Consider the following 19,701-nt stretch of genomic DNA (forward strand, 5'->3'; position numbering starts at 1 on the left):
TAATATGTTTTTTATGTGTAGTCAAGAAAAGGTCACCCCTAGGTGACCAAACGCATGAATTATAAATATCAGACACTATATTTATAATACAACATAATTAAATAAAAAAACCACCCCGAAGGGTCGCGTGTTTTACTCAGGATAGAAAGGAATAACTAAAACGCTTAATAAAGTAACAGAAACGCTTAACCTATAGCATTAAGAAGATAAGAATACAATATGCATATCATTTACATATTGTAACATAAATCATAGCATGATCCTTTCATATAATCAACAATAAGAGGACTACCTGTAGGCAGCCCTCAGTCTTGGAGATTATTATCTATGAACTCATAATATAGCATAGAATATTGGAAATGAAAAACAACGGCCTATTTTGAATATAGCATATTTATTTAACTGATTCTACCCCAAAGGTCGCCTACACCATGATTAGGCGGAGCGACACCGTTCCATGTACGGATTGGTAAATAGTATCGCTGTCCTTGCCAGTCATAACCGATCCAAACGTGGCCATCTTGAAGCATTACTTCTGTATAATCACACCAGCCACCCGGTTGAAAGTCATAAGCATGTGGACAACTTGTGAAAGGCCCAACAGTTCGCGCCATAATTGGTTGATTACCGTTCGTAAACCGCGCCTTTTCTTCCATATAGTAAGTACCATAATTATTGCGTCTCCACGCTCCTGCAACTGGCTTTACTGTATTACTTGATGCGCTTGTACCTTGATTAACTGTAGCAACAGGTACTTTACCGTTCATATAAGCTCTAATTTGCTTAATAAAGTAGTCTTTAAGCTTCAATTGCTTATCTTTAGGCAGTAACCCTTGCGTGACTGGATTAAAACCTGTATGAAGCTCTGCGCTTCTGTGTGGGCAAGATGTAGATGTAAATTCGTTGTGCAATCTGATAGTGTTTCTATTTGCGGGTAGTCCCCACTTTCTCAATAGCCTTGCACATTCTTGAAATACAGCTTGTTCATTTTTTAAAAATGTTTTGTCATCTGCACCGATGGATTGACAGACCTCAATACCATAATAATTTTTGTTTCCGTATTGATTGGCTGTATGCCAACCGACTTGTGACTCATCTAATGCTTGCCAAACGGTATTTTCCGAGACATAACTGTGAGCAATACCTGCCTCTAAGCGTGACAATGGCGCATTGACTAAACCATTTCTATACGCTTGTGCAGTTGCCCCTTTACTTCCAGCGTCGTTGTGTATGACAATCCCTTTTGGGTTATATCCACGCTTGGGTAAGTTGTACCCTTTTACTACATCTTTGACAATGTTTAATTTAACCGGTTTTGCTTTCTTTTTAGAATTAGCTTTTTTAACACTTTGTGTTGGTGATTGTTCTGAACGTGTTTGTGTCGTTTTATATTTCGGACGAATAAACCACATAGGAAAGTCATAATTATGATTGATAAGCTGAGCGACTTCTGTTTTGGCCATACCGCCGCCCCACCAGTTTTGGTCGAGTGATTGGAATGTATTATAGTTACCGTCAATATTTCCGTTCGTAACAATAGCAACATGACCATAACCCCCGCCGTAACTTCTATTGAAAATAACAACGTCCCCTGGTTCTGCTTTGAACGAAGGTGTATTAGGATAAATGACAGCTTCTCCATCAAAATTATTAGCGTTAGGAATGTCTGCAGCACCTATACCTTTAAGACCATGTCCAAATAATTTATACCAGTACATATTAGCTAGATCAAAACATTGCCAGCCATAAACACCGTCAAAATCCCAACCTTTGCCCTTTAACTCATTAATATAAGCGATTGCTTCGTTATTAGTCAGTTTTGCTGTCATCTGAACCGCCTCCATGTTCGTATTCGTTCACATCAAATCCGATTTCATCTGAATCATCTGTAAAAGGCTGCGTTGTATCATATATTTTAGGTTGGAACTGTTGTACTTCAGGCGCATGTGCTTGATTCTGCCACTGAACCATTTCATCTGTATTATTACTATCTCTAGGCTTTGTATAAGTTTGTACAATACCGCTGTCTTTAATCCCCTTGCTTGTCGGATCTACAATAACACCTAAGCCGACAAGCAAAGTAATAATTGTACCCGCTAAGGCGCTTATTTGTTCTAATTGCGTTGATAAATCTAATCCGAATAACTCAGTCACTTGTTTCACAAATAATAAAACAGCACCGACTAATCCAGTCAGCACTGCCTTGTTTTTAAATCTTAATTTCATGTTTATTTTCATTTCATTTGCTCCTCTCTATATTCTGTGTTAAATTGAATATAGAAAAAGGACTCACAATATAGTGAGTCCCCTTACGAACCCGTTAAAAAGACGGTGGCTATTCAGAATTATAGAATTATAATCTAACCATTCCTACTTGGCCAAAGTTGGGGAATGGTTATTTTTTATGGTTAATTTTAATTATTGCAATGACTAAACTGATTAAGGCAACGATAAACATACCGAAACTAATCATCAGTTGTAGCGCATCTACAATAGATACCACAAAGGGCGTCTCCTTTCTAAAGATTCAAGTAATGCCGACATAGGCATCACCTCCTTATACTCAGATAGCCACCATCTATCCAACTTGCTCGCTTTTCTATTTTAACACATTCATTAATATTAAGCCGACGCAGTGCGCCGACTTAGAAAAAGACTTGCGCAAATCCGAATGCCGCAACGATAACCGCAACTACGCCTGATATAATTGCTACTGTAATTTGCGCGTTACCTTTTTGCTTTTCAGAGATAACGCTTTGGACATTATGCAAAGTATCATCGTGCGCTTTGACTTTATACTTAATATCAACCACTTCATCGCCTAAACGTTCCATTGTTCCATTTAACTTTTCTAAATGTTTTTCAGAACGTTCTTGCGATTCAAAAGATCGTTCTTGCAATAAAATCTGCCGATTGACTGTCTTCTCTAATGTGTTGATTGCCTCTGTATGCTTTCGGTCATTATCGTTAATGCGTTCGTATATCTTATTCTTAGCGGCTTCGAATTCATGTTTGGCTAGATATTCATTGTCGTTTGTCATTGAACATCATGCCTCCGATAAATGCTATAGCACCGCTTTTAGCAGTCAATACCGCGAATTGCGCCCATGTCAACCAGTTAATCGCATTGTATATACTTGCGCTTGCCATTAAAAAGTAAATAATTGATGCACCGATACCGCCGATAATCAATAAAAATTGACACGTGTTTGTTAGTCGATGTCTAGGTATCAACCACGCTGCTGCAAATAAAATGATAGCTACAATCATCAGCAATAAGCCCCATACCCAAATAGACATTACATCATTCAAAGCTGAATAAAATTCCGAATCTGCAATCACTTCGTCATCTTCTACAAACCAAAATAAACCTCTCATGAACGTAAAAATTGCAAACCCTGCAAGCATCACAAAAGCGAGTGCTTCGCCTAAATCCGTTCTTTTCATCAAAACACCTGCTTTCTATCGGGTTATTCCTCTTCAGAGTCTTCTTCTAATTCATCAATAAATTCTCTATTAATCACTTCACGAGCGATTCGTACACGGTATTGGTCTCCCGAGAGTTCATACAAACTATTTAAAGCTTTCGAAATCTTTTTAGCTTTTTCTTCATCTTCAAAAGACGTTGCTTGGTCCGGTGATTGGAACGCACTATAACCACCGCCATATAAATTTTTTGCTATAACACGCTCACCTTCTTCTTTGTCTAAGTCTACTTGCACTAAAATAATTCTTTCTTTTCTTCCAATAATATTGTTTTCCATGAAAAATCCTCCTAAAAATTGGTATAAAAATAGTGGTATAAGTTACTCACTTACACCACGGTCATTTTTCTGAGATTCATCTAATAATTGTTGTAATAAAGCTTTATATTGCGCGTTTTCGTTCGTCAATCTAGCCACTTCTTCCAATAAATTTTCAATCACTTTATTTGCTTGTGGTTGTAATTGTTTATCTTCCATTCAGTTTGTCCTCCAATTCTTTTACTTTTTCATTTAATTGCTGTATCGCCCTCATACTGTGTGCGAGCATATCATATAGGTTGACGCCGTCATCTTGAATAAACTGATTCGGTGTATGATAACCTTCTCCGATAATGACGCCGTGATGTGTTTGATTATCGTAGTTCCCTTTGTAATTGAAAGTATATAATTCCGTACTATCGATAACTTTAAGTGCATCACCATGCCAAGGCATAATATTCTTTTTATATTCTGCCTTAGAACCGTTTGTAAAAGCAGATGCGACAACTGGTCTATATTGAGGTCTGCCGTTATTATAACCGTTAACATCTGTTACATACATTTTATTCTTAGGATCAGCGCCTACACCAAAGTACGTACCGCCCTTGCTGTGGTTAGTAAACCCTAACGCGGATTGCGTGGACATCGTTAATGCACGAATCGGTACATACGTTGTCTTTTTGCCTCTCTCTCCTGAAAGGCTTGTTGCGCGTATTTCGCCACCGTTACTATCAGCCATGATATATAAATGTGTAAGTCTTGTTTTTAAGTCGCCATAAAAGTTTCTAGCACTAAACGATCCAGTGTTCGCATTGCCTGCATTATCTGTTGCATATATCATCGGCTCGTACTCTCCGGTCTCATTCCCTTTAACACCTTTTTTTCTGAAACGAATACCTGAACCTGCCAATCCATCCGGATTAGAAACTTCACCGTAAATAAAATAACCATCAGTGTCTGACGCGTTATCTGCCTCTATAACTTTATAACTAAACTCGTTAACCCCTTGTCTAGTAAGAGTGTAAGGTCTTAAATATATACCCGCATCAGCAGTTTCAATGTTAGTCGTTTGTTTTGAACGAATATAAACACGATTTTCTTGAGATTGCAGATATACCATGCCGTAATACGAATGCAGCCTTACACCTTCTGTATTATCTGTAGGACTTAAAAAGTGGAATTGCAATGTACCGCTTGTCCCTTTTAAGTTACCAGCCATTGTAGTTGATAGACCTTTTTCAGTTAAATATAAGTTTCTACCCGATGTTTCGTTTTGCATGATAAGATGCCCATCATAAATACCTAATTTACAGTAAGGACGGTCTGTTTCACCGCCCCACGTTCTCTCAAAGAAACCACGCGACAATAGTTTTGTATTTTGAATGTCGAGATACGTCGTTCCGTCTCCACCACGTATACCAACTTTATTTGCATCAATCGCAATACCCTCATTCGATACATTAATACTGTTAATAACTTCATGTTTACCAACTTTGTTATCAATAGCATTAGCCATGACTTTAAAGTCTTTATTAACTTTAATATTAACTCGGTCGCCTTTTAATTTGATGCCATCTCTCCCAATATTCGCTGATTGAATATTACCGTTATCATCATAGTTAAAGAACATACCGCTCGAAACATCATTGATAAATTCTGATGTGTATCTTTCTAAAGTTTTACTGTTTTCATTAAATATTTCTTTCGAAACACGGTTCGATGTTTGTTCAGCTTCAATTAATACTTCAGCTTTAGAATTAATAAGCTTTTGTCCAACATCATTCTCGTATTCAGACCTTGTAACTCTATCCGCAATTTGATTAGAAAGTTGTTTTCTTTCTGAATCAGAACTATTTAATCTTTCAATAATCCCTTGTTGATCACTTTGATATTGTGAAGAAGTGACATAATCTCTTAACATTTGATTTGTCACTTCACGCACAGATTCATCAATTTGTTTAAAAACATCAACCTCTCCAACGAGTTGATTATTTTCATTAACTGTTAACCCTAATTTAGACGCTACATTCTGCATAGCTTCATTGAATTTCTCATCTGTATATTGCGATTGCAATAATTTGAAGCGATCATCTATTGCAATCTTTGCATTCTCTAATGAATTGTATAATGTTTGCAGTAATTCGCGATATTTTAAAAACAGTGCTTGTGTATCGACCAGTTTGCCGATTGTGGCTGTTTCCGGTTTCATACTATCAAGATTTGTCTTGATTTCATTATAGGTATTGATTGTATTATCTAAATTTTGTTGAACCTGTTGTTTCAATTCAGTATCAACAAAATATTCACTGTCTATCACTTCATACACTTCACTTAATAACTTGCTGTGTTGAATGTTCAAGTTTATAAATGTGTTGGTTAACTCACTGTATAATGCTTTCTCTCGTGTAACTGCACCAATATCTTCAGCTTTTTCAGCAGTCGCATTGAGCCATCTTCCGTTCCAATATCGTTTTAATACAGCAACATCAGGATTACTGGTATCTAACCATAGCAAGTCGTTAACTGGCTTTTTAGGAGGATGCGCACCTTTTATGATTTTCTTTTCAAAGTATTCAAGATTACCTGCTTGTGTCTGTTCAATAATTGTATTAATATTACTTACTTTATCATTCAGCTTTTGTTGAATGTCGCGTAATCTTTGCTCGAACGCTTTCTTGAGTTCGGATTCTGCATATTCCTTATACTCCCCAAAACTGTACTCGGAATCTCCAGAAATCAAATCGTAATCTTCACCGATTACTTCTGCTTCCAGATATAAACTAGGTACAAAATCTTCATTTTTAATTCTGATTTTATCACCTAAACGAATCACTTCATGTGGGTAATAGCGTTTAATATCTGCTGCTTTAACTTCATAACTGATAGCAGCTGCTTTGCGCTTATTTAATTCAGTAGTTGCTAAAGTACGCAAACGTGATTCAGTCATATTTTCATCTTCAGTTTCAGGTGAATAAATCCCCCACAAGTACCGTCCTGGAAGACTGTATCGATTATTTGCTTCATCATCTTTGACAGTCAACGTGATACCTGGTGTCCCATCTTCCTTTTGTGGTCCGCTGGCAAGCAATGCAGTTTTAATTTCAGTCATATCTACTGTACGCTTCATTTCTAGCAAATCTTTACCATACACAATTTCTTTGCCTTTGAATAAAGGAGCGCGCGTCTTTAATACAACATATCTTCCTTCTACACGATTACGCCCGACTTCCACATAAAAATCAGGAATCATTTTATACGTCGTGCATAACTGCATCAATACTTCATAACGTGTTTGAAAACTTGTCCAAGAAGTAGAACGTGTGCCGCCGTATTCAGTTCTATCCGAAACTTGCCAACCTGTATCTTTTAATACATCTCTCAATGCTTGTGATGTGGTCATACTAGGTAATTTACCTGGACTGTAAGGTTTGCTTTTAGAAATATCTTCTAAATAACTGGCGCTGGTTTCTACCTCGGTATAGCCGTCGATATCTTGTGAGGTATGTTCAATAATGAACTCACGATACTGTTCATTCGAATCTTGTATAATGATTCTGTTTCTGTCTTGCAAATGTTCAGCGCGCTCAGACAATATTGTAAAATCAAACGTTTCAGATCGTTCATTTATATTTTTATGGTGCACCGCACTGATAACTGCATTATCGTTTTGAGCTATAAAATCAATAATCTTACCTTGATAATCCAAAACATGAATCATATCAAACCCTCCCTTCTCTAGTAGTATCTATCTTGCCATTTAACTGTTGTATCGAAAGTCTTTTCAGGATAAATCATCAACTCTGTATGACCCGAATCAATATTAAAGAAATTACTGCCAAAGCTTTTTTCAGTTAAAAATGATTCTTCATTTACCATTACAAGATTGCTCCGCGTATCGATAAGGATGTTGTCTCCTTCTTTGATAATCATATCGTTAGCATCTTGTGGTTTTGGCAGTATTTCATGGTTAAAAGTTCCAGCGATAAAAACAGGAAACGTTTTGTCTGTCCCATGCTTACCTTCATACACGCTCACGCTGGATACAGGTCGTTTATAAAAGTTTCCTCGATCTGTAAAGACTTGGCGGTGTTCATCAAAGATTACGCGTTGTTTCTGATCTGTATACTTCCAACTTCTCAATGTAAATTCGTTGCCTACACGCTTGATTTGAACATAGATAACAAAATCATTCATTCTTTGTACTTTCGGCGAATTAGCATACTCATATACTTTACGTTGATTACCGCTTTGGTCGAATAATGTGATAATCACACGTCCTATATTTTGTGTTGGGCTTGGGTTCACGTAACCTAAACTTGCAATGACACGATTATCTGTATCATAGATGTATTGTGCTGCACGGACTGCACCCTTGTTTTTCTGTCCTATAATAAAGCGTACGCTTGAACGAAAATCTTGTGCAGACTTAGTATAACTGCGCTTATACATACCGCCAATCCAGCCTTTTCCTTCAACACTTTCGGGTTCTAAATAAACACTGTCCTTAGTTTCAGACTGTTTGAAGTAACCGCCGACTCCGCCTCCTGTATAATTGTCTGTAAAATCAATCGTAGACTGTTTGCTCCAGTCCACCATTGTCGTAATTTCAGATGAATAAATCGAAGGAAGATAGTTTTTGTAGACCTTATTAACGTTATCGTCACCTATCATAAAATAATCCTTATCACCTTTAGTAATCATAAAATAACTTGATGGTTTGAGCGCTCTCGCTTCAACAATAATAGGCGTGTCAGCTGTGCCAGAATTGACAATACTGACCTGGTCAGAGATTGCAGTGTTTTTATTACCTTTTATAGCGTACTTGTACGGGTCAGTTAAAACCACTTTTAAATTAACCACATTGATTTGATTTTCAGTTTTGTTAAATAACTCGATCGGTCCTTCAAAAAACGCATTCCAATACCATGATTTTGATTTGAATTGAAGTTTAACCTCTTGATCGTAATTCAAGAACTTGACGAGTTCATTCAATATATCGTCGTGCGATTTAAAGCCATTATGCGATAAATAGTCATTGTGAATAACCAATGGTAATTCAAACGCATACTGTTTCAATTCTCTTCCTTGGTATACTGATCCTCTTCTAACGGGTACTTCTTTCGTTTTTACTTCAAAATTAAAAGAGGGTATTTTAAACCCTCTTTGAACAAAAAGCCACGGAAGCGTTTTATCATTTACTATTACTGTATCGTTCATTAAGCAAATACACCTCCTGTATTAAATCTTTGTTTACGTGATACATTGCTCTCACGTTTATCTACGGTTCTATTTATAAACTCACCCAAACCGAAATTATCAATCACTGGTTCGTAATCCTTATTTGCAATTTCTTCATTAGAACCAACAAGTTTGATTAATAAGCCAATCATTGTGTCTAACTTTTTCTCTAACTTACTGTTGTCATTATTGCTCAACGTTGCATTACTAAAGTTTTTAGGGCGCTTATTCTTACTAATATCATTGTTAGCTAAGGCGAGTAATTTAGCTGCGTCATCTGCACGTCTAGGATTGGTAGGGATTATCCACTCAGGGTAACCGTCATCACCTAAATGATATAACCCATTATGAACAAGCCCACCAGTTTTGTATGCATAGTCACCTGCACGTTTGAAAGCTGCACGCCAAGAGCCCATACGCGGCACCCATTTACCTACAATATAGCGCATTGCTGAAATAGCTTGATGCGTCGGATTTAATGGGTTGCCATAGCCTGATTTGGCATATGCTCTGAATGATGGATCTATCATTTGGAACATACCGCGCGAAGGTGTACCGTTACGTGCGTTGATGTCCCAATTATTGACAGCATTTGCGGTGTAATTGGATTCACGGCTGGCAACACGCATCATTTCATTTGTAATAAAACCTGATTTGTAACGACCACCTAAGATATTTTGAGCGGCCTTAATTGCTCTGCGGGCATTAGCTGCACCGCTGCCACCGGGTGCTTTTTTGCCACCGCCGGTTTTGTCATTTTTCTTCAGCCAACTTGTCGGTTCGATTGAGTAACGGTTTGCTTCGCCACCTTGATTGACTTGGAAATGTAAGTGTCGGTAGTTCGTCATAGAACCTGTGTTACCAGACTTACCTACAAGCTGACCTACTTTAACTTGTTCTCCTGTTTTTTTAAGCTGCTTGCTAAGGTGCATGAACCATAAGAATGTTTTGCCTTTTGAAACAGTGATAGCATTACCGCCGCCGTAGCTGTCGTACCAACTTCTGACACGACCAGCCATCGGTGTGCGCACAGGCGTACCAACAGGCATGTCATAATCGACACCGTGATGGACTCCGCCATTAAATGGATAATTTGGGTTGGGTGGATATGGCGGAGCAGAATATTTTTGTAGGATTCCATAACCTTCAAACACCGAACCGTCGCCCGCTTGTGCTTCAAATCCATTAGTTATCCAATCAATTGCGCCTTTTTTAATCTTCTTCCACGCAGCACGCGTAATATCTCCGACAACACCCATACCTTTTGTAAGGGAGTTGAAGTCGACGCCCATCATAGAAAGTACTTTGTTAAGTAGTTTGCCTGGATTGTCCATGTAGTCCATAACGTCTCCGATTTTGTCGGATAGCCATTTAGCGCTATTACCTACGGCTTTACCGGCACCTTTAAGCTTATCACCGACCCAGTCTTTGGCATTGCCGAACCACGTACCTATACTCAATCTCGGCAATGTACCTATGCTGAAGCGAGGTGACATACCTGCACCTTCAGCTTCTTCGTATTTTTGTCGCATTCCGCCACTTATGACACGTGATCCTCTAGGTAAAAATGTAGTGGTGTCTTTTGCGGGTGTTAACGCAGTACGTCCGTTTGGATATTGAATTAATTCACGTCTACCATCAATACCTCTTCCATTACCTGGGCCTTTATCACCCACAATAGCCATAGTACCATCTTTTAATCGACCATCAGATGTTGTTCTGACGTGGCGATTAATTCTTTGTGTACCAGTTGATAATTTAGGTATTTTAGGCAAGCTCAACTTAGAACCTACCCAGTTTAAACCGTCAATTAATCCATTTAAACCTTTCTTAATGGCGCTAACCATGCCGCCGATGTGGTCTTTGATTTTACCGATAATATTCGCAAGCCCGTTTTTCATATTATTAAAAGTAGCAACAACTTTGCTTTTAATACTCTGCGCAATACCTGTTAGTTTTGATTTAATCGTATTCCACGCATTAATTAAATATTGCTTTGCCTTACTTGTAATATCTACTACTGCTCTTTTTAGGCTATTAAACCTTTTTGCCACATTATCGCGGATATTTTGTGCAATTTGCGTAAGTTTATTCTTAATACTTGTCCAAATCGAATATAAGAAGCGCTTTACACTATTAAAAATCATCATTATTGTACGTTTAACATTGTTAAATATACTTTTTACATTCCTATATAATTGACTGACTAGAGAAACGACACGATTTTTTATCGACGTCCAGACTCTAATCATAAAGCTCTTAACGCTATTAAATATAGAAGTTATCGATGATTTTAGACTATTGAATAAAGATCTTGCTGTTCTTACATATGTTTTAATAATTGCAATAACGCTATTTTTAATTGCAGTCCACACTCGAATGAAGAAGCTTTTAATGCTACTGAAAATTGATGAAATTGCATTCTTTAAAGCATTAAAAATCGTTTTGACTGTATTGACGTATGCTCTAACAATTGCGATCACACTATTTTTGATTGCGTTCCATACTCTAAGCGAAATCGCTTTAATCCCGTTCCAAATGTTAGTCAGCGCTGCTTTAAGACCATTAAATAATGCTCTTATACCTGAAATCAATGCACGAACAATTGATAATACTGCATTCTTTAAAGCGTTCCATATATTACGTGCAGCAACAGATAGAGCTGTGAATATTGCAATCACTACTGTCTTTAAGGCTGTAATAGTCGCACGAACACTGAATGCCAGTGCTTTGGCTAAACCAACTACTACATTCTTTATAATTGTCCATATTGTTCTAAAAGCATTTAACATCATTAATCCGATTGTCTTTATGAATGTTAAAAGATTTCCAAATGTCAGACGTAACATACCGCCAATCGCTGTTAATGCACCGCTAAAGACTTGTTTAATACCTTGCCACATCAAACGGAAATTACCAGTAAACAGACCTTTAAAAATGTTGATAATACCGTTGATTGCAGTTAAACCGCCTTGTACAACCATTCTAATACCGGTAAATACATTGATAACGATCGCTTTTAATCCACCGAAAATTATTCTAAAGTGATTTCCGATTCCAGCAAGTATCGGTTTAATAATATTATTGAATAAGAATCCTAATATTAAACCTACGGCAGCTTTTATAGCATTAAAAGTATTAATGATTGTTGAACCGTGCTGTTTCCAAAATGCTCTCATTGCTGCGCCGAAAACTGCTGACGTCGTTCTGATAAATGTGAAGAATTCTCTAAAAGCACCACGAATCATTAATAATGTGCTTGTTAGTTGAGTTGCTGCTTCTTTCGGCAATATTTTTTTAAATATGTTAAAACCGCCCGCAGTATCTCCGCTGAATACATTTTTTATACCTGTAGCAAAAGCTTTGATACCGTTCCACAATGAAATAATAGCATTTTTAACCGGATCTATGACTGCATGAACAATATTTCTAAATGTTTCGGATTTTTTATAAGCAATTATAAACGCTGTGCCCAATGCTGCGATAGCCGCAACAGTAATACCGATTGGACCAGTAAGCAGCGTAAATACACTTCCCAATAACGGTATTTTAGTGAGCATTTGACCAATGTTAGGCAATACTGATTTAATACCGCCGTTAAATAAACTAAAGAATGCAGCTCCGCCTTTTGTGCCGTTTAAAATTGTTACTGCACTTGCGATATTTGTTATCGAACTTCCGAGCAGTCCTAGACCGATAAGCAATGGCGGTATAGACGCAGCCATAATTCCGAAAACGGTTATGGCAATTTTTGTTGCATCACTCGTTCCTTGCAAATGTTTAAATACTCCGGTTAAAGCATCCGACAATTTAATTACAAAAGGCGCTAATGCATCGCCAATTGTACGCATAAAGTTAATAAACGTATTTTTAAGAACCTGAAGTTTAGAACCCATTGTCTCGTAACGAATACGTGCCTCATCTGTGAGTGCAGTATTCTTTTTCCAACCTTCAGCACCAGTTTTCAAAGCATTGTCAAGCAATTTGTGATTATTAGACATACGACGTACAGTGTCCGCTTCACGTACACCTTTAATACCTACAGCGTCTAATGCAGCGATTACACCTTTGGCTCCGCCTTGCGTTTGAGATAATCCTTTAACAAATGCGCTCAATGCTTTGCTTGGGTTGTTTTCCCACGTCTGCGCAAATTCCTGCGCACTCATTCCTGATGTTTTAGCGAATGCTTTAAGCTCTGAACCGCCGTTAGCTGTTGCCTTTGTCATCTTATTCATAATTTGAGTCATTGCAGTACCGCCAGCTTCAGCCTCTATTCCCGCACTACTCATTGCGGCTGAAATGCTCATTATTTGGTCAGCGCTGAATCCTGCTTGTGCGCCAGCTCCAGCTAACCTTTGCCCCATTTCAACGATTTCTTTTTCGGTAGTGGCAGTTGTATTACCTAAAGCAGTTACGGTACTACCCAATCTATCTACATCAGTTATAGGCATTTTTGCTGCGTTAGCGAATCTAGCAAATTCTGTAGCTGCTTCATCCGCAGTTAAGTTAGTAGCGACTCCTAGATTTAACATTGTTTTCGTAAATGCGGTAATATCTTTTTTCTTAACACCCAACTGGCCTGCACTTTCAGCCACACCGGCGATTTCTGTTGCAGCAAACGGCATTTTATTACTCATATTAGTAATTTCATTGCCCATTTTATTCAGCTCTGAACCGCTCATATTTGTAGTTTTAGCTACACCTGCAAGTGCTTGTTCCCACTCAATAGAAGATTTAATACTTTTTCCCATAGCAGCAATGGCGGGCAAGGTCATATAAATCATTGCGCCTGTTCCTACAGAGCGCATTGTAGAAGTTATGCCTCGCAGCGAGTCTTTGTATCTATTAACAGATTGTACACCTCTGCCAAAAGCAGTTGCATTTAAACGCTGCGCACGTTGTTGCTCAATTGAAAGTTGTTTATAAGCATTTGATGTTTGTTTGATTTCGCTTTCAATTTCGTTCATGCGTATTTTTTGTTGAGTGATGGCACTTGCCAGTTCTCTTGCTTCTTGACTGTTTTTACCTTGAGACTGAGCGACAAATTTGTATTGTGCACTTAACTCCCGCAATACTGTTCGCTGTTGGATCATATTATTTTTAAGTGTTTTCAAATGCGCATCATATGCTTTTACACTTTGACCCGCACGCGTTAAATTGCTGCGTGATAATGATAATGTATCGTTAAAACTTTGCATTTTCGCACGTATTTGGGTCATGGAAGCGATACCTTGTTTTTGCTCCATCTCTAGACGATTGTGCGCGTTTGTCGTTTCTTTCAGTTGATTGTTTAAAGACTTTAAACGCACTCTTTCCTCAGTCAATTTTAGGTTCAACTCTTGTGCTTCTTTACTCGTTTCCCCATATTGGCGCTTAGCATAATCATATTGTCTGCTTAAATTTTGTACAATCAGTTTTTGCTTCTGCATGGTGTTATTTAAATCAGCGATGCGTGCTTTATATGATTGAGCAGTTTGCCCGCTCATTTTAAATTTAGAAGCACTTATTTTTAATGCAGTCGCTACTGATGCAATGCTCTTTCTAATTTGCGACATAGACATTGTCAATGTACGTTGCTCCATGGAAAAACGCTTAGCTTCCACGGCGGTGTCTCTATATTGTTTGTCCAGAACGTTCAAGGCTTGTTTTTCTTGCAATATTTTTTGTTTTAAATCAATAGCCTCTTTCGACATCTTGCCTTGTTCACGCACAACTTTTTTATAACGCGATTCTAATACTTGTATCGTACTTTTGTGTTTATTCATAACTACACTGAGTTGATTTAAATAATTCTGATAACTCTTTGTAGATTTACCCGCACGTTCAAAACTCATATTTGCAATATTGAGCTGCTTACGCATGGTACTTAAAATTGTGTTGACTTTTTCCATCGAAAATACAGAACGCTTCGTCGTATTATTGAACTGCTTCATCTCTTTATCTGTTGAGCGTAATTGTCGTTGATATATGTTTAATGCTTTATGTTGACGACTGTATTCATTTCTGAGTTTTTCGGCATGAACACTTGTACGGCGTTCTTCATCGCTCATACGCTTTAATTGCGATGCTATTTCTTTCATAGAGTTTTCAGTAACCGCAATTCCTTTAGATAGTTCTTTGGAACGTTGCTTAAGGCTCTGCATCGATTTTTCAGTGTGTTTGAAATTATTGGATGATCGTGACATTTCGCTCGACAATGTTTTGAATTGTCCTTTGATTTGTTGTAACGTACGTTGAACACCCATGTCTTTTGCATCCATCAGTATTGATAGGCCTTTAATTGCCATATAGCGCACCTCCTTAACAAAAAAATAAAGGGAGCTTCACGCCCCCTTACAATGCTGAAAACAAAGCGTCTGCTTTACTATCCGATATAACTTGATTGGTATGTCGTTCATCTAGAATTTGCAATAAATAATAAAACGGCATTTTTAACACTTGATCCGGTGCCATACCATTCTCAATCATATCTTTCACAACTTTATCTAAATTCCTTTGCATACCTTCATAAGTCAAATCATCAGATTTCAGCTTATGCTCTGGATAAACTTTTTTGTCTCTTCGTCCTGCTGACCATTAGCAATAAATTCGACTTGTTTCTGAAGTGTTTCAATTGCATCCGGTGCATGTAAACGCTGTTTAACGTCTTTTTTAGTAAATTGTTTGCCATAGATTTTTACAACAGCGTCGATTAATTTGTCCAGTTGCTCGCCGAAGCTCATTTCAACTTCTCCAGAATCTACTTTTTCAAGCTCAACCATAATATCCGTTGCTTCATATAACACATCAAGCGGAATAAAATGAGGCGTTAAGTATGTTTCCATTTTGATTTCTTCTGCATTTGGGTTTTCTACTAATTGGATGTAGTTGCGTTTGAGTTTAGTCATTATTAATCTTCTCCTTTTTTATCTACTCGTTTAAAGAAAGGTAATTCATACCCTGCTTTTTCAAGTTTAGATTCATGTTCATTAATATATTTAATCGTTTTATCAATTGTAGTTCCTTGGTGAAATACTTCGTTTGTTTCTTTATCTTTACTTGATTTCAAAACTTCATATCTTGCCATATTTTCACTCCTTTATACGAGTGTTATTTTTGTATACAAAAATAGGCGACCTGTTAAAGTCGCCGTTAAACTTACATTTCAAATCCTTTTGGTTGTACCGTTACTGTTGCAGTTGCTTTTTGACCGCTGCCGTCTTGAGCAGTCGCAGTAATTACAGCACGTCCTTCTTGAACCCCTGTAACTAAGCCTGAATCAGCATCTACTTTTGCATATTCTGTATCTTCAGTGCTGAACGTTACTTTTTGGTTTTTAGCTTCCTTCGGTTCTACTGAAGCGCGTAATTGAGTTGTACTATCGACTTTCACTTCTGCAGAAGATGGTTCGATAGTCACTTTACTTACTTTGACATCTTCTGCTTCACTAAAATCCTCTTCGACATCTACTAGTTCTAATCCTTCTTCGTTTGCAAATAATTCTTTGAAAAATTCGCCTTCATTCGCATCTTCTTTAGCAGAATCAAATAAGATTTTGCGCTTGCCGTCCGCAATGCGGTGCATTGCAGTACCTTCAGATTCTTCTGAGCTGAACTCCCAATCTTCTTTCGATGTTTTACCTTCGATTTGCGGGTCGGAGAACATCACTTTTGTTAATCCGACACGTTGAAAAGTGCCGTCCTTACGTTCACGTTTGAACCACACTGCTACATAGTTATTTTGTTTACCTTGTTTTTCAGCATAAACACCGTGTTTGTTGTATACCTCATTGAAAATTAATTCACGAATTTCTTGAGGGAACGCATGCATTGTCATTGAGATTTTACCTTCACCATCAGTATTTCCTGATTCGATAATACCGCCGTCCGCATAAGCGTTTACAACTTCTCCACCTGTTTCCACAGAAATTTCTTGCAAACCACGCGTCTGTGTAATTTTTGTATATTTAACTGTGCCATCTGCCTCATCCGTTTCTAATAATGCAAATCCTAAATCTTTAACGTTAATAAATGATTTTGGTGTTTTAGCATGTTTGACCATTTATAATTCCTCCTAATAATTTTCATAAAAAATAGCCTCATACCGTCGAGTCGAACGATACAAAGCTAAATCTTTATCATATTCATTACCTAAATTTCTTACATGTTTAATTTGATTTTTCCATAAAATTTCACTAATTCTATTTGAAATCTCATTACGTCTTTTTCTAGCGTTGTATTCATTGCTATACTTGACCATAACATCAATTTGAAAAGCATAGTTATAAGCGATTCTTTCTCCATCTGAATGCCATTCAGGTATAGGGTCATCATAGTCATCAATGACTATATAGGGCTTTATTTTATCTTTGACATCTGGGTATTGATTAAATTTGATGTTAGATTTTTCGACCCATTGCATCAATTGTTCGTCTTCTATTAATAGGTTGTAAACTTCCGCTAAAATATCTTTCATATAAACTTCTGAACCTCCTCTTCAAAAACCTTAAAATATCGTTCTCGGGAGGCTCTCAAAGCTATATCAATTGCACCCATACCTTTAGTTTTTACAAATTTACCGTCACGCCCATAAAAACCTTTCTCATTCAAATGTACAACTGAGTAACGGTGTTTTTCACCTTCCCAATAAATTCTCACTGTTCTTTGACCTCTTTCCCATTTAGGGTCAGACAGTTTAGCTTCACCATATTCCGCACCTGTATCTCTAAAATATCTTATATTGGCTTTCACAGCCTCTAAAACCACTTTGCCTGCTTCAACTAACGCCTTATCAATGATGCGATTTAATTGTCTTTTGCCGATACGCTTTTCCAACTCTTTGCTCAGATCAATTTTTTCTGCTTTTAGCCTCATGATTTAACACCTGCTTGCAACATTAAAAATTGTTCGTTTTCTACATCGGGTTGGACAATTTTAATATTTAAGTCCTGTTGAATATATGGCGAATCTATTGAAACATAATGAGTATCTTTTGGGATATACTCGCCATGAGTTTCTCTTATAAATATTTTGACGTCATGCTCTGTACCACTATCAATTGCTTGCTGTAGTTCAGTCATTTTCCATCTCGGCACATAAGCCCAACACTCATAGAGTCTTTGTTTTCTTTTTTGGCCAGCTTCTGGGCCTTCGTTATCAATATACTCATAGAATTGAACCCATGTGTTTAATTTTTTGGTAGTGATAAATGGTTTTTTAAACTTTGTTTTCATCTCTATCACTTCCGATAACATTATTTAAACCAAAATGAACAAGGTCATCTTGATAATTATCGTTAAAATATTCGGTTAAATCTTCGTAAGCGTAACGGGTACGCGCAAAGACTAATTCCTGACCAACAAGATTACTTTCAATATCAAAATCGCCAAACCTTGACTGAAGATTAGCGTACGATTTTGCGATAAGATCTTTTAAATATTCATCTTCGCTAGTGTGGTTAACTTTCGCGTAACTTTTAAAGGACGCCAACATTTTTTCACTAATGATTATTTGTTTCATTAGTATTCACCCACTTTATACTTCTGGTAAGCTATCATCTAGAGGTTTATCTTCAATTGAATCCAAGTTCAAATCGTAAACCGCTGAAGCGTTGTTATCTAACGGTTGTGCGTAAGCGAATGTCTTAGCTGTAAACAAAATAGCGTCTTCTAAAGCTAAAGTTTGGTCGAATTTTTTAATTGTAAGCCCTCCACCTCGCACTGCGTCATATCTGTCTTTAACAAATGCAACGAGCTTACCTGATTTTACAAATTCTGACGTGATAATTTCTACATTGTAAGGTAACACTGTAACATACCCACCATTCGCAGTTAAGTATGTGTATCTCGCTCGGATATCCCATGCATCACGTGGGTTAACAACGAACACTACTTTACCATCAATGTTAATCTCACGACCTTTTTTATCTACAGAAAGACCTTTTAAAACATCTTTCATTTCAGATACTGTTTTCTTAGAACTAGCAAACGTTAACGTTCCCGCACTTTCTTTGTCCGTCACAGCACCATTATCATCATTAATATTCTTAGTTAGCCCAACAGGTTGGTCTTTAGAAGCGCCTCCGCCATTTAAAAACGCATCCTCTAAAGCAACTGAAATAGCCTCTTGAATTTGTGTTCGTACAAAACGTTCAATCCATTGTGGCCCAAACATTTTCAAATCATCAGGAATAACTACAAAACAAGTTAGTTTAGATTGTTTGAATTCTTCTTCACTGAACGCAGCATCTAATTGACCTTTGATTTCTCCGAACACTTTGCCCCATACAGCTTGCCCTTTAGATTCAGCGCGAATAATACGAGTGACAATACCTGCATTTTTAATATTAATTTTAGAAAGTAACGGGTGGTTATTTTGTAAATCATCGAAGATTCTTTCGATGACTGTTTCTGGTAATAATTTTTCTTCTTTATATCCTGTTTCATAATTAATTTCGTTGAAGAATTTACGTTCTTCTGAAGTCAATGGATCGATTGCACGCTTGGCAAGAATACCGTTGTCTACAACACGATTATTCACCTCTGCTGTGATTTCTTCTTGTAAGTCATTTGATAATGCATCAAACATTTCACCGAACGCTTTTGATTGCTCTTCGTCCGATGCTCCGTTTTGCACTAAGTTGGCAAATTTTGCCTTATGTTCATGATAATTCTTTAATTTAGTATTATTAGCTTTCATATCGCCCATAATAGTTTCCTCCTTAATTTTTGCATAATAAATAG

19 protein-coding genes and 1 pseudogene are annotated in these 19,701 nt (G+C 37.3%); all 20 read right to left on the reverse strand.

The genetic code is table 11. The annotated features are described in order from the left end of the window. Positions 1–398: 398 nt before the first annotated feature. The 20 genes and pseudogenes from MUA90_RS10660 to MUA90_RS10755 all read right to left on the reverse strand — a co-directional run bounded on the left by MUA90_RS10660 (position 399) and on the right by MUA90_RS10755 (position 19,669). Entirely contained in the window at positions 399–1,829 is a 1,431-nt protein-coding gene (locus MUA90_RS10660) for an SH3 domain-containing protein (protein ID WP_262586810.1), read from the reverse strand. Then, positions 1,810–2,238 (reverse strand): phage holin, encoded by a 429-nt coding sequence (locus MUA90_RS10665; protein ID WP_262586812.1) that lies wholly within the window; start codon positions 2,236–2,238, stop codon positions 1,810–1,812. Before MUA90_RS10665 ends, MUA90_RS10660 begins: the two co-directional genes overlap by 20 nt. 157 nt (positions 2,239–2,395) lie before the next feature. After that, positions 2,396–2,503: a putative holin-like toxin gene (locus MUA90_RS10670; RefSeq protein WP_262586814.1), complete on the reverse strand. Its 108-nt coding sequence runs from the start codon at positions 2,501–2,503 to the stop codon at positions 2,396–2,398. Between the two features lie 142 nt (positions 2,504–2,645). After that, complete coding sequence (locus MUA90_RS10675; RefSeq protein WP_262586816.1) at positions 2,646–3,041, reverse strand: hypothetical protein; 396 nt, start codon at positions 3,039–3,041, stop codon at positions 2,646–2,648. Then, positions 3,025–3,447, reverse strand: coding sequence for a hypothetical protein (locus tag MUA90_RS10680; protein WP_262586818.1), 423 nt, complete (start codon positions 3,445–3,447; stop codon positions 3,025–3,027). Before MUA90_RS10680 ends, MUA90_RS10675 begins: the two co-directional genes overlap by 17 nt. A gap of 23 nt (positions 3,448–3,470) precedes the next feature. Beyond that, positions 3,471–3,764, reverse strand: a complete 294-nt coding sequence (locus MUA90_RS10685) for a hypothetical protein (RefSeq protein WP_262586820.1) — start codon at positions 3,762–3,764, stop codon at positions 3,471–3,473. A gap of 42 nt (positions 3,765–3,806) precedes the next feature. After that, positions 3,807–3,962, reverse strand: a complete 156-nt coding sequence (locus MUA90_RS10690) for a hypothetical protein (protein ID WP_262586822.1) — start codon at positions 3,960–3,962, stop codon at positions 3,807–3,809. After that, positions 3,952–7,461 (reverse strand): phage tail spike protein, encoded by a 3,510-nt coding sequence (locus MUA90_RS10695; protein WP_262586823.1) that lies wholly within the window; start codon positions 7,459–7,461, stop codon positions 3,952–3,954. The genes MUA90_RS10690 and MUA90_RS10695 overlap by 11 nt, the downstream gene beginning before the upstream one ends. 17 nt (positions 7,462–7,478) lie before the next feature. Further along, on the reverse strand, positions 7,479–8,960 hold the full coding sequence (locus MUA90_RS10700) for a phage tail family protein (protein WP_262586824.1): 1,482 nt from the start codon (positions 8,958–8,960) through the stop codon (positions 7,479–7,481). Further along, positions 8,960–15,268 carry a phage tail tape measure protein gene (locus tag MUA90_RS10705; RefSeq protein ID WP_262586826.1) on the reverse strand — a complete coding sequence of 2,103 codons (6,309 nt, stop codon included), beginning with the start codon at positions 15,266–15,268 and terminating at the stop codon, positions 8,960–8,962. The genes MUA90_RS10700 and MUA90_RS10705 overlap by 1 nt, the downstream gene beginning before the upstream one ends. A 46-nt stretch (positions 15,269–15,314) precedes the next feature. Further along, on the reverse strand, positions 15,315–15,482 hold the full coding sequence (gpGT, locus tag MUA90_RS10710; RefSeq protein ID WP_262586828.1) for a phage tail assembly chaperone GT: 168 nt from the start codon (positions 15,480–15,482) through the stop codon (positions 15,315–15,317). Between the two features lie 26 nt (positions 15,483–15,508). After that, entirely contained in the window at positions 15,509–15,868 is a 360-nt protein-coding gene (gpG, locus tag MUA90_RS10715; protein ID WP_262586830.1) for a phage tail assembly chaperone G, read from the reverse strand. 2 nt (positions 15,869–15,870) lie between these two features. After that, a complete protein-coding gene (locus MUA90_RS10720) occupies positions 15,871–16,047 on the reverse strand; it encodes a hypothetical protein (protein WP_262586831.1) in 177 nt (58 codons plus the stop codon). A 71-nt stretch (positions 16,048–16,118) separates the two neighbouring features. Further along, a complete protein-coding gene (locus tag MUA90_RS10725) occupies positions 16,119–16,379 on the reverse strand; it encodes an Ig-like domain-containing protein (protein ID WP_262588838.1) in 261 nt (86 codons plus the stop codon). Between the two features lie 66 nt (positions 16,380–16,445). Further along, positions 16,446–17,021 (reverse strand): annotated as a pseudogene (locus MUA90_RS10730) (major tail protein); the annotation flags it as partial. 12 nt (positions 17,022–17,033) lie between these two features. Continuing rightward, complete coding sequence (locus tag MUA90_RS10735; protein ID WP_262586832.1) at positions 17,034–17,435, reverse strand: hypothetical protein; 402 nt, start codon at positions 17,433–17,435, stop codon at positions 17,034–17,036. Next, positions 17,432–17,833: an HK97 gp10 family phage protein gene (locus MUA90_RS10740; protein ID WP_262586833.1), complete on the reverse strand. Its 402-nt coding sequence runs from the start codon at positions 17,831–17,833 to the stop codon at positions 17,432–17,434. Before MUA90_RS10740 ends, MUA90_RS10735 begins: the two co-directional genes overlap by 4 nt. Beyond that, positions 17,830–18,192, reverse strand: a complete 363-nt coding sequence (locus MUA90_RS10745; RefSeq protein ID WP_262586835.1) for a phage head-tail adapter protein — start codon at positions 18,190–18,192, stop codon at positions 17,830–17,832. The genes MUA90_RS10740 and MUA90_RS10745 overlap by 4 nt, the downstream gene beginning before the upstream one ends. Beyond that, the gene (locus MUA90_RS10750) at positions 18,176–18,478 is read right to left on the reverse strand and encodes a phage head-tail adapter protein (RefSeq protein WP_262586837.1); all 303 of its coding nucleotides are present in this window, start codon (positions 18,476–18,478) and stop codon (positions 18,176–18,178) included. Before MUA90_RS10750 ends, MUA90_RS10745 begins: the two co-directional genes overlap by 17 nt. Before the next feature lie 15 nt (positions 18,479–18,493). After that, complete coding sequence (locus tag MUA90_RS10755) at positions 18,494–19,669, reverse strand: phage major capsid protein (protein ID WP_262588839.1); 1,176 nt, start codon at positions 19,667–19,669, stop codon at positions 18,494–18,496. Positions 19,670–19,701 lie beyond the last annotated feature (32 nt).

The sequence above is a fragment of the Staphylococcus sp. IVB6181 genome, from assembly GCF_025561445.1.
In the GTDB taxonomy this organism is placed as follows: Bacteria; Bacillota; Bacilli; order Staphylococcales; family Staphylococcaceae; genus Staphylococcus; species Staphylococcus simulans_B.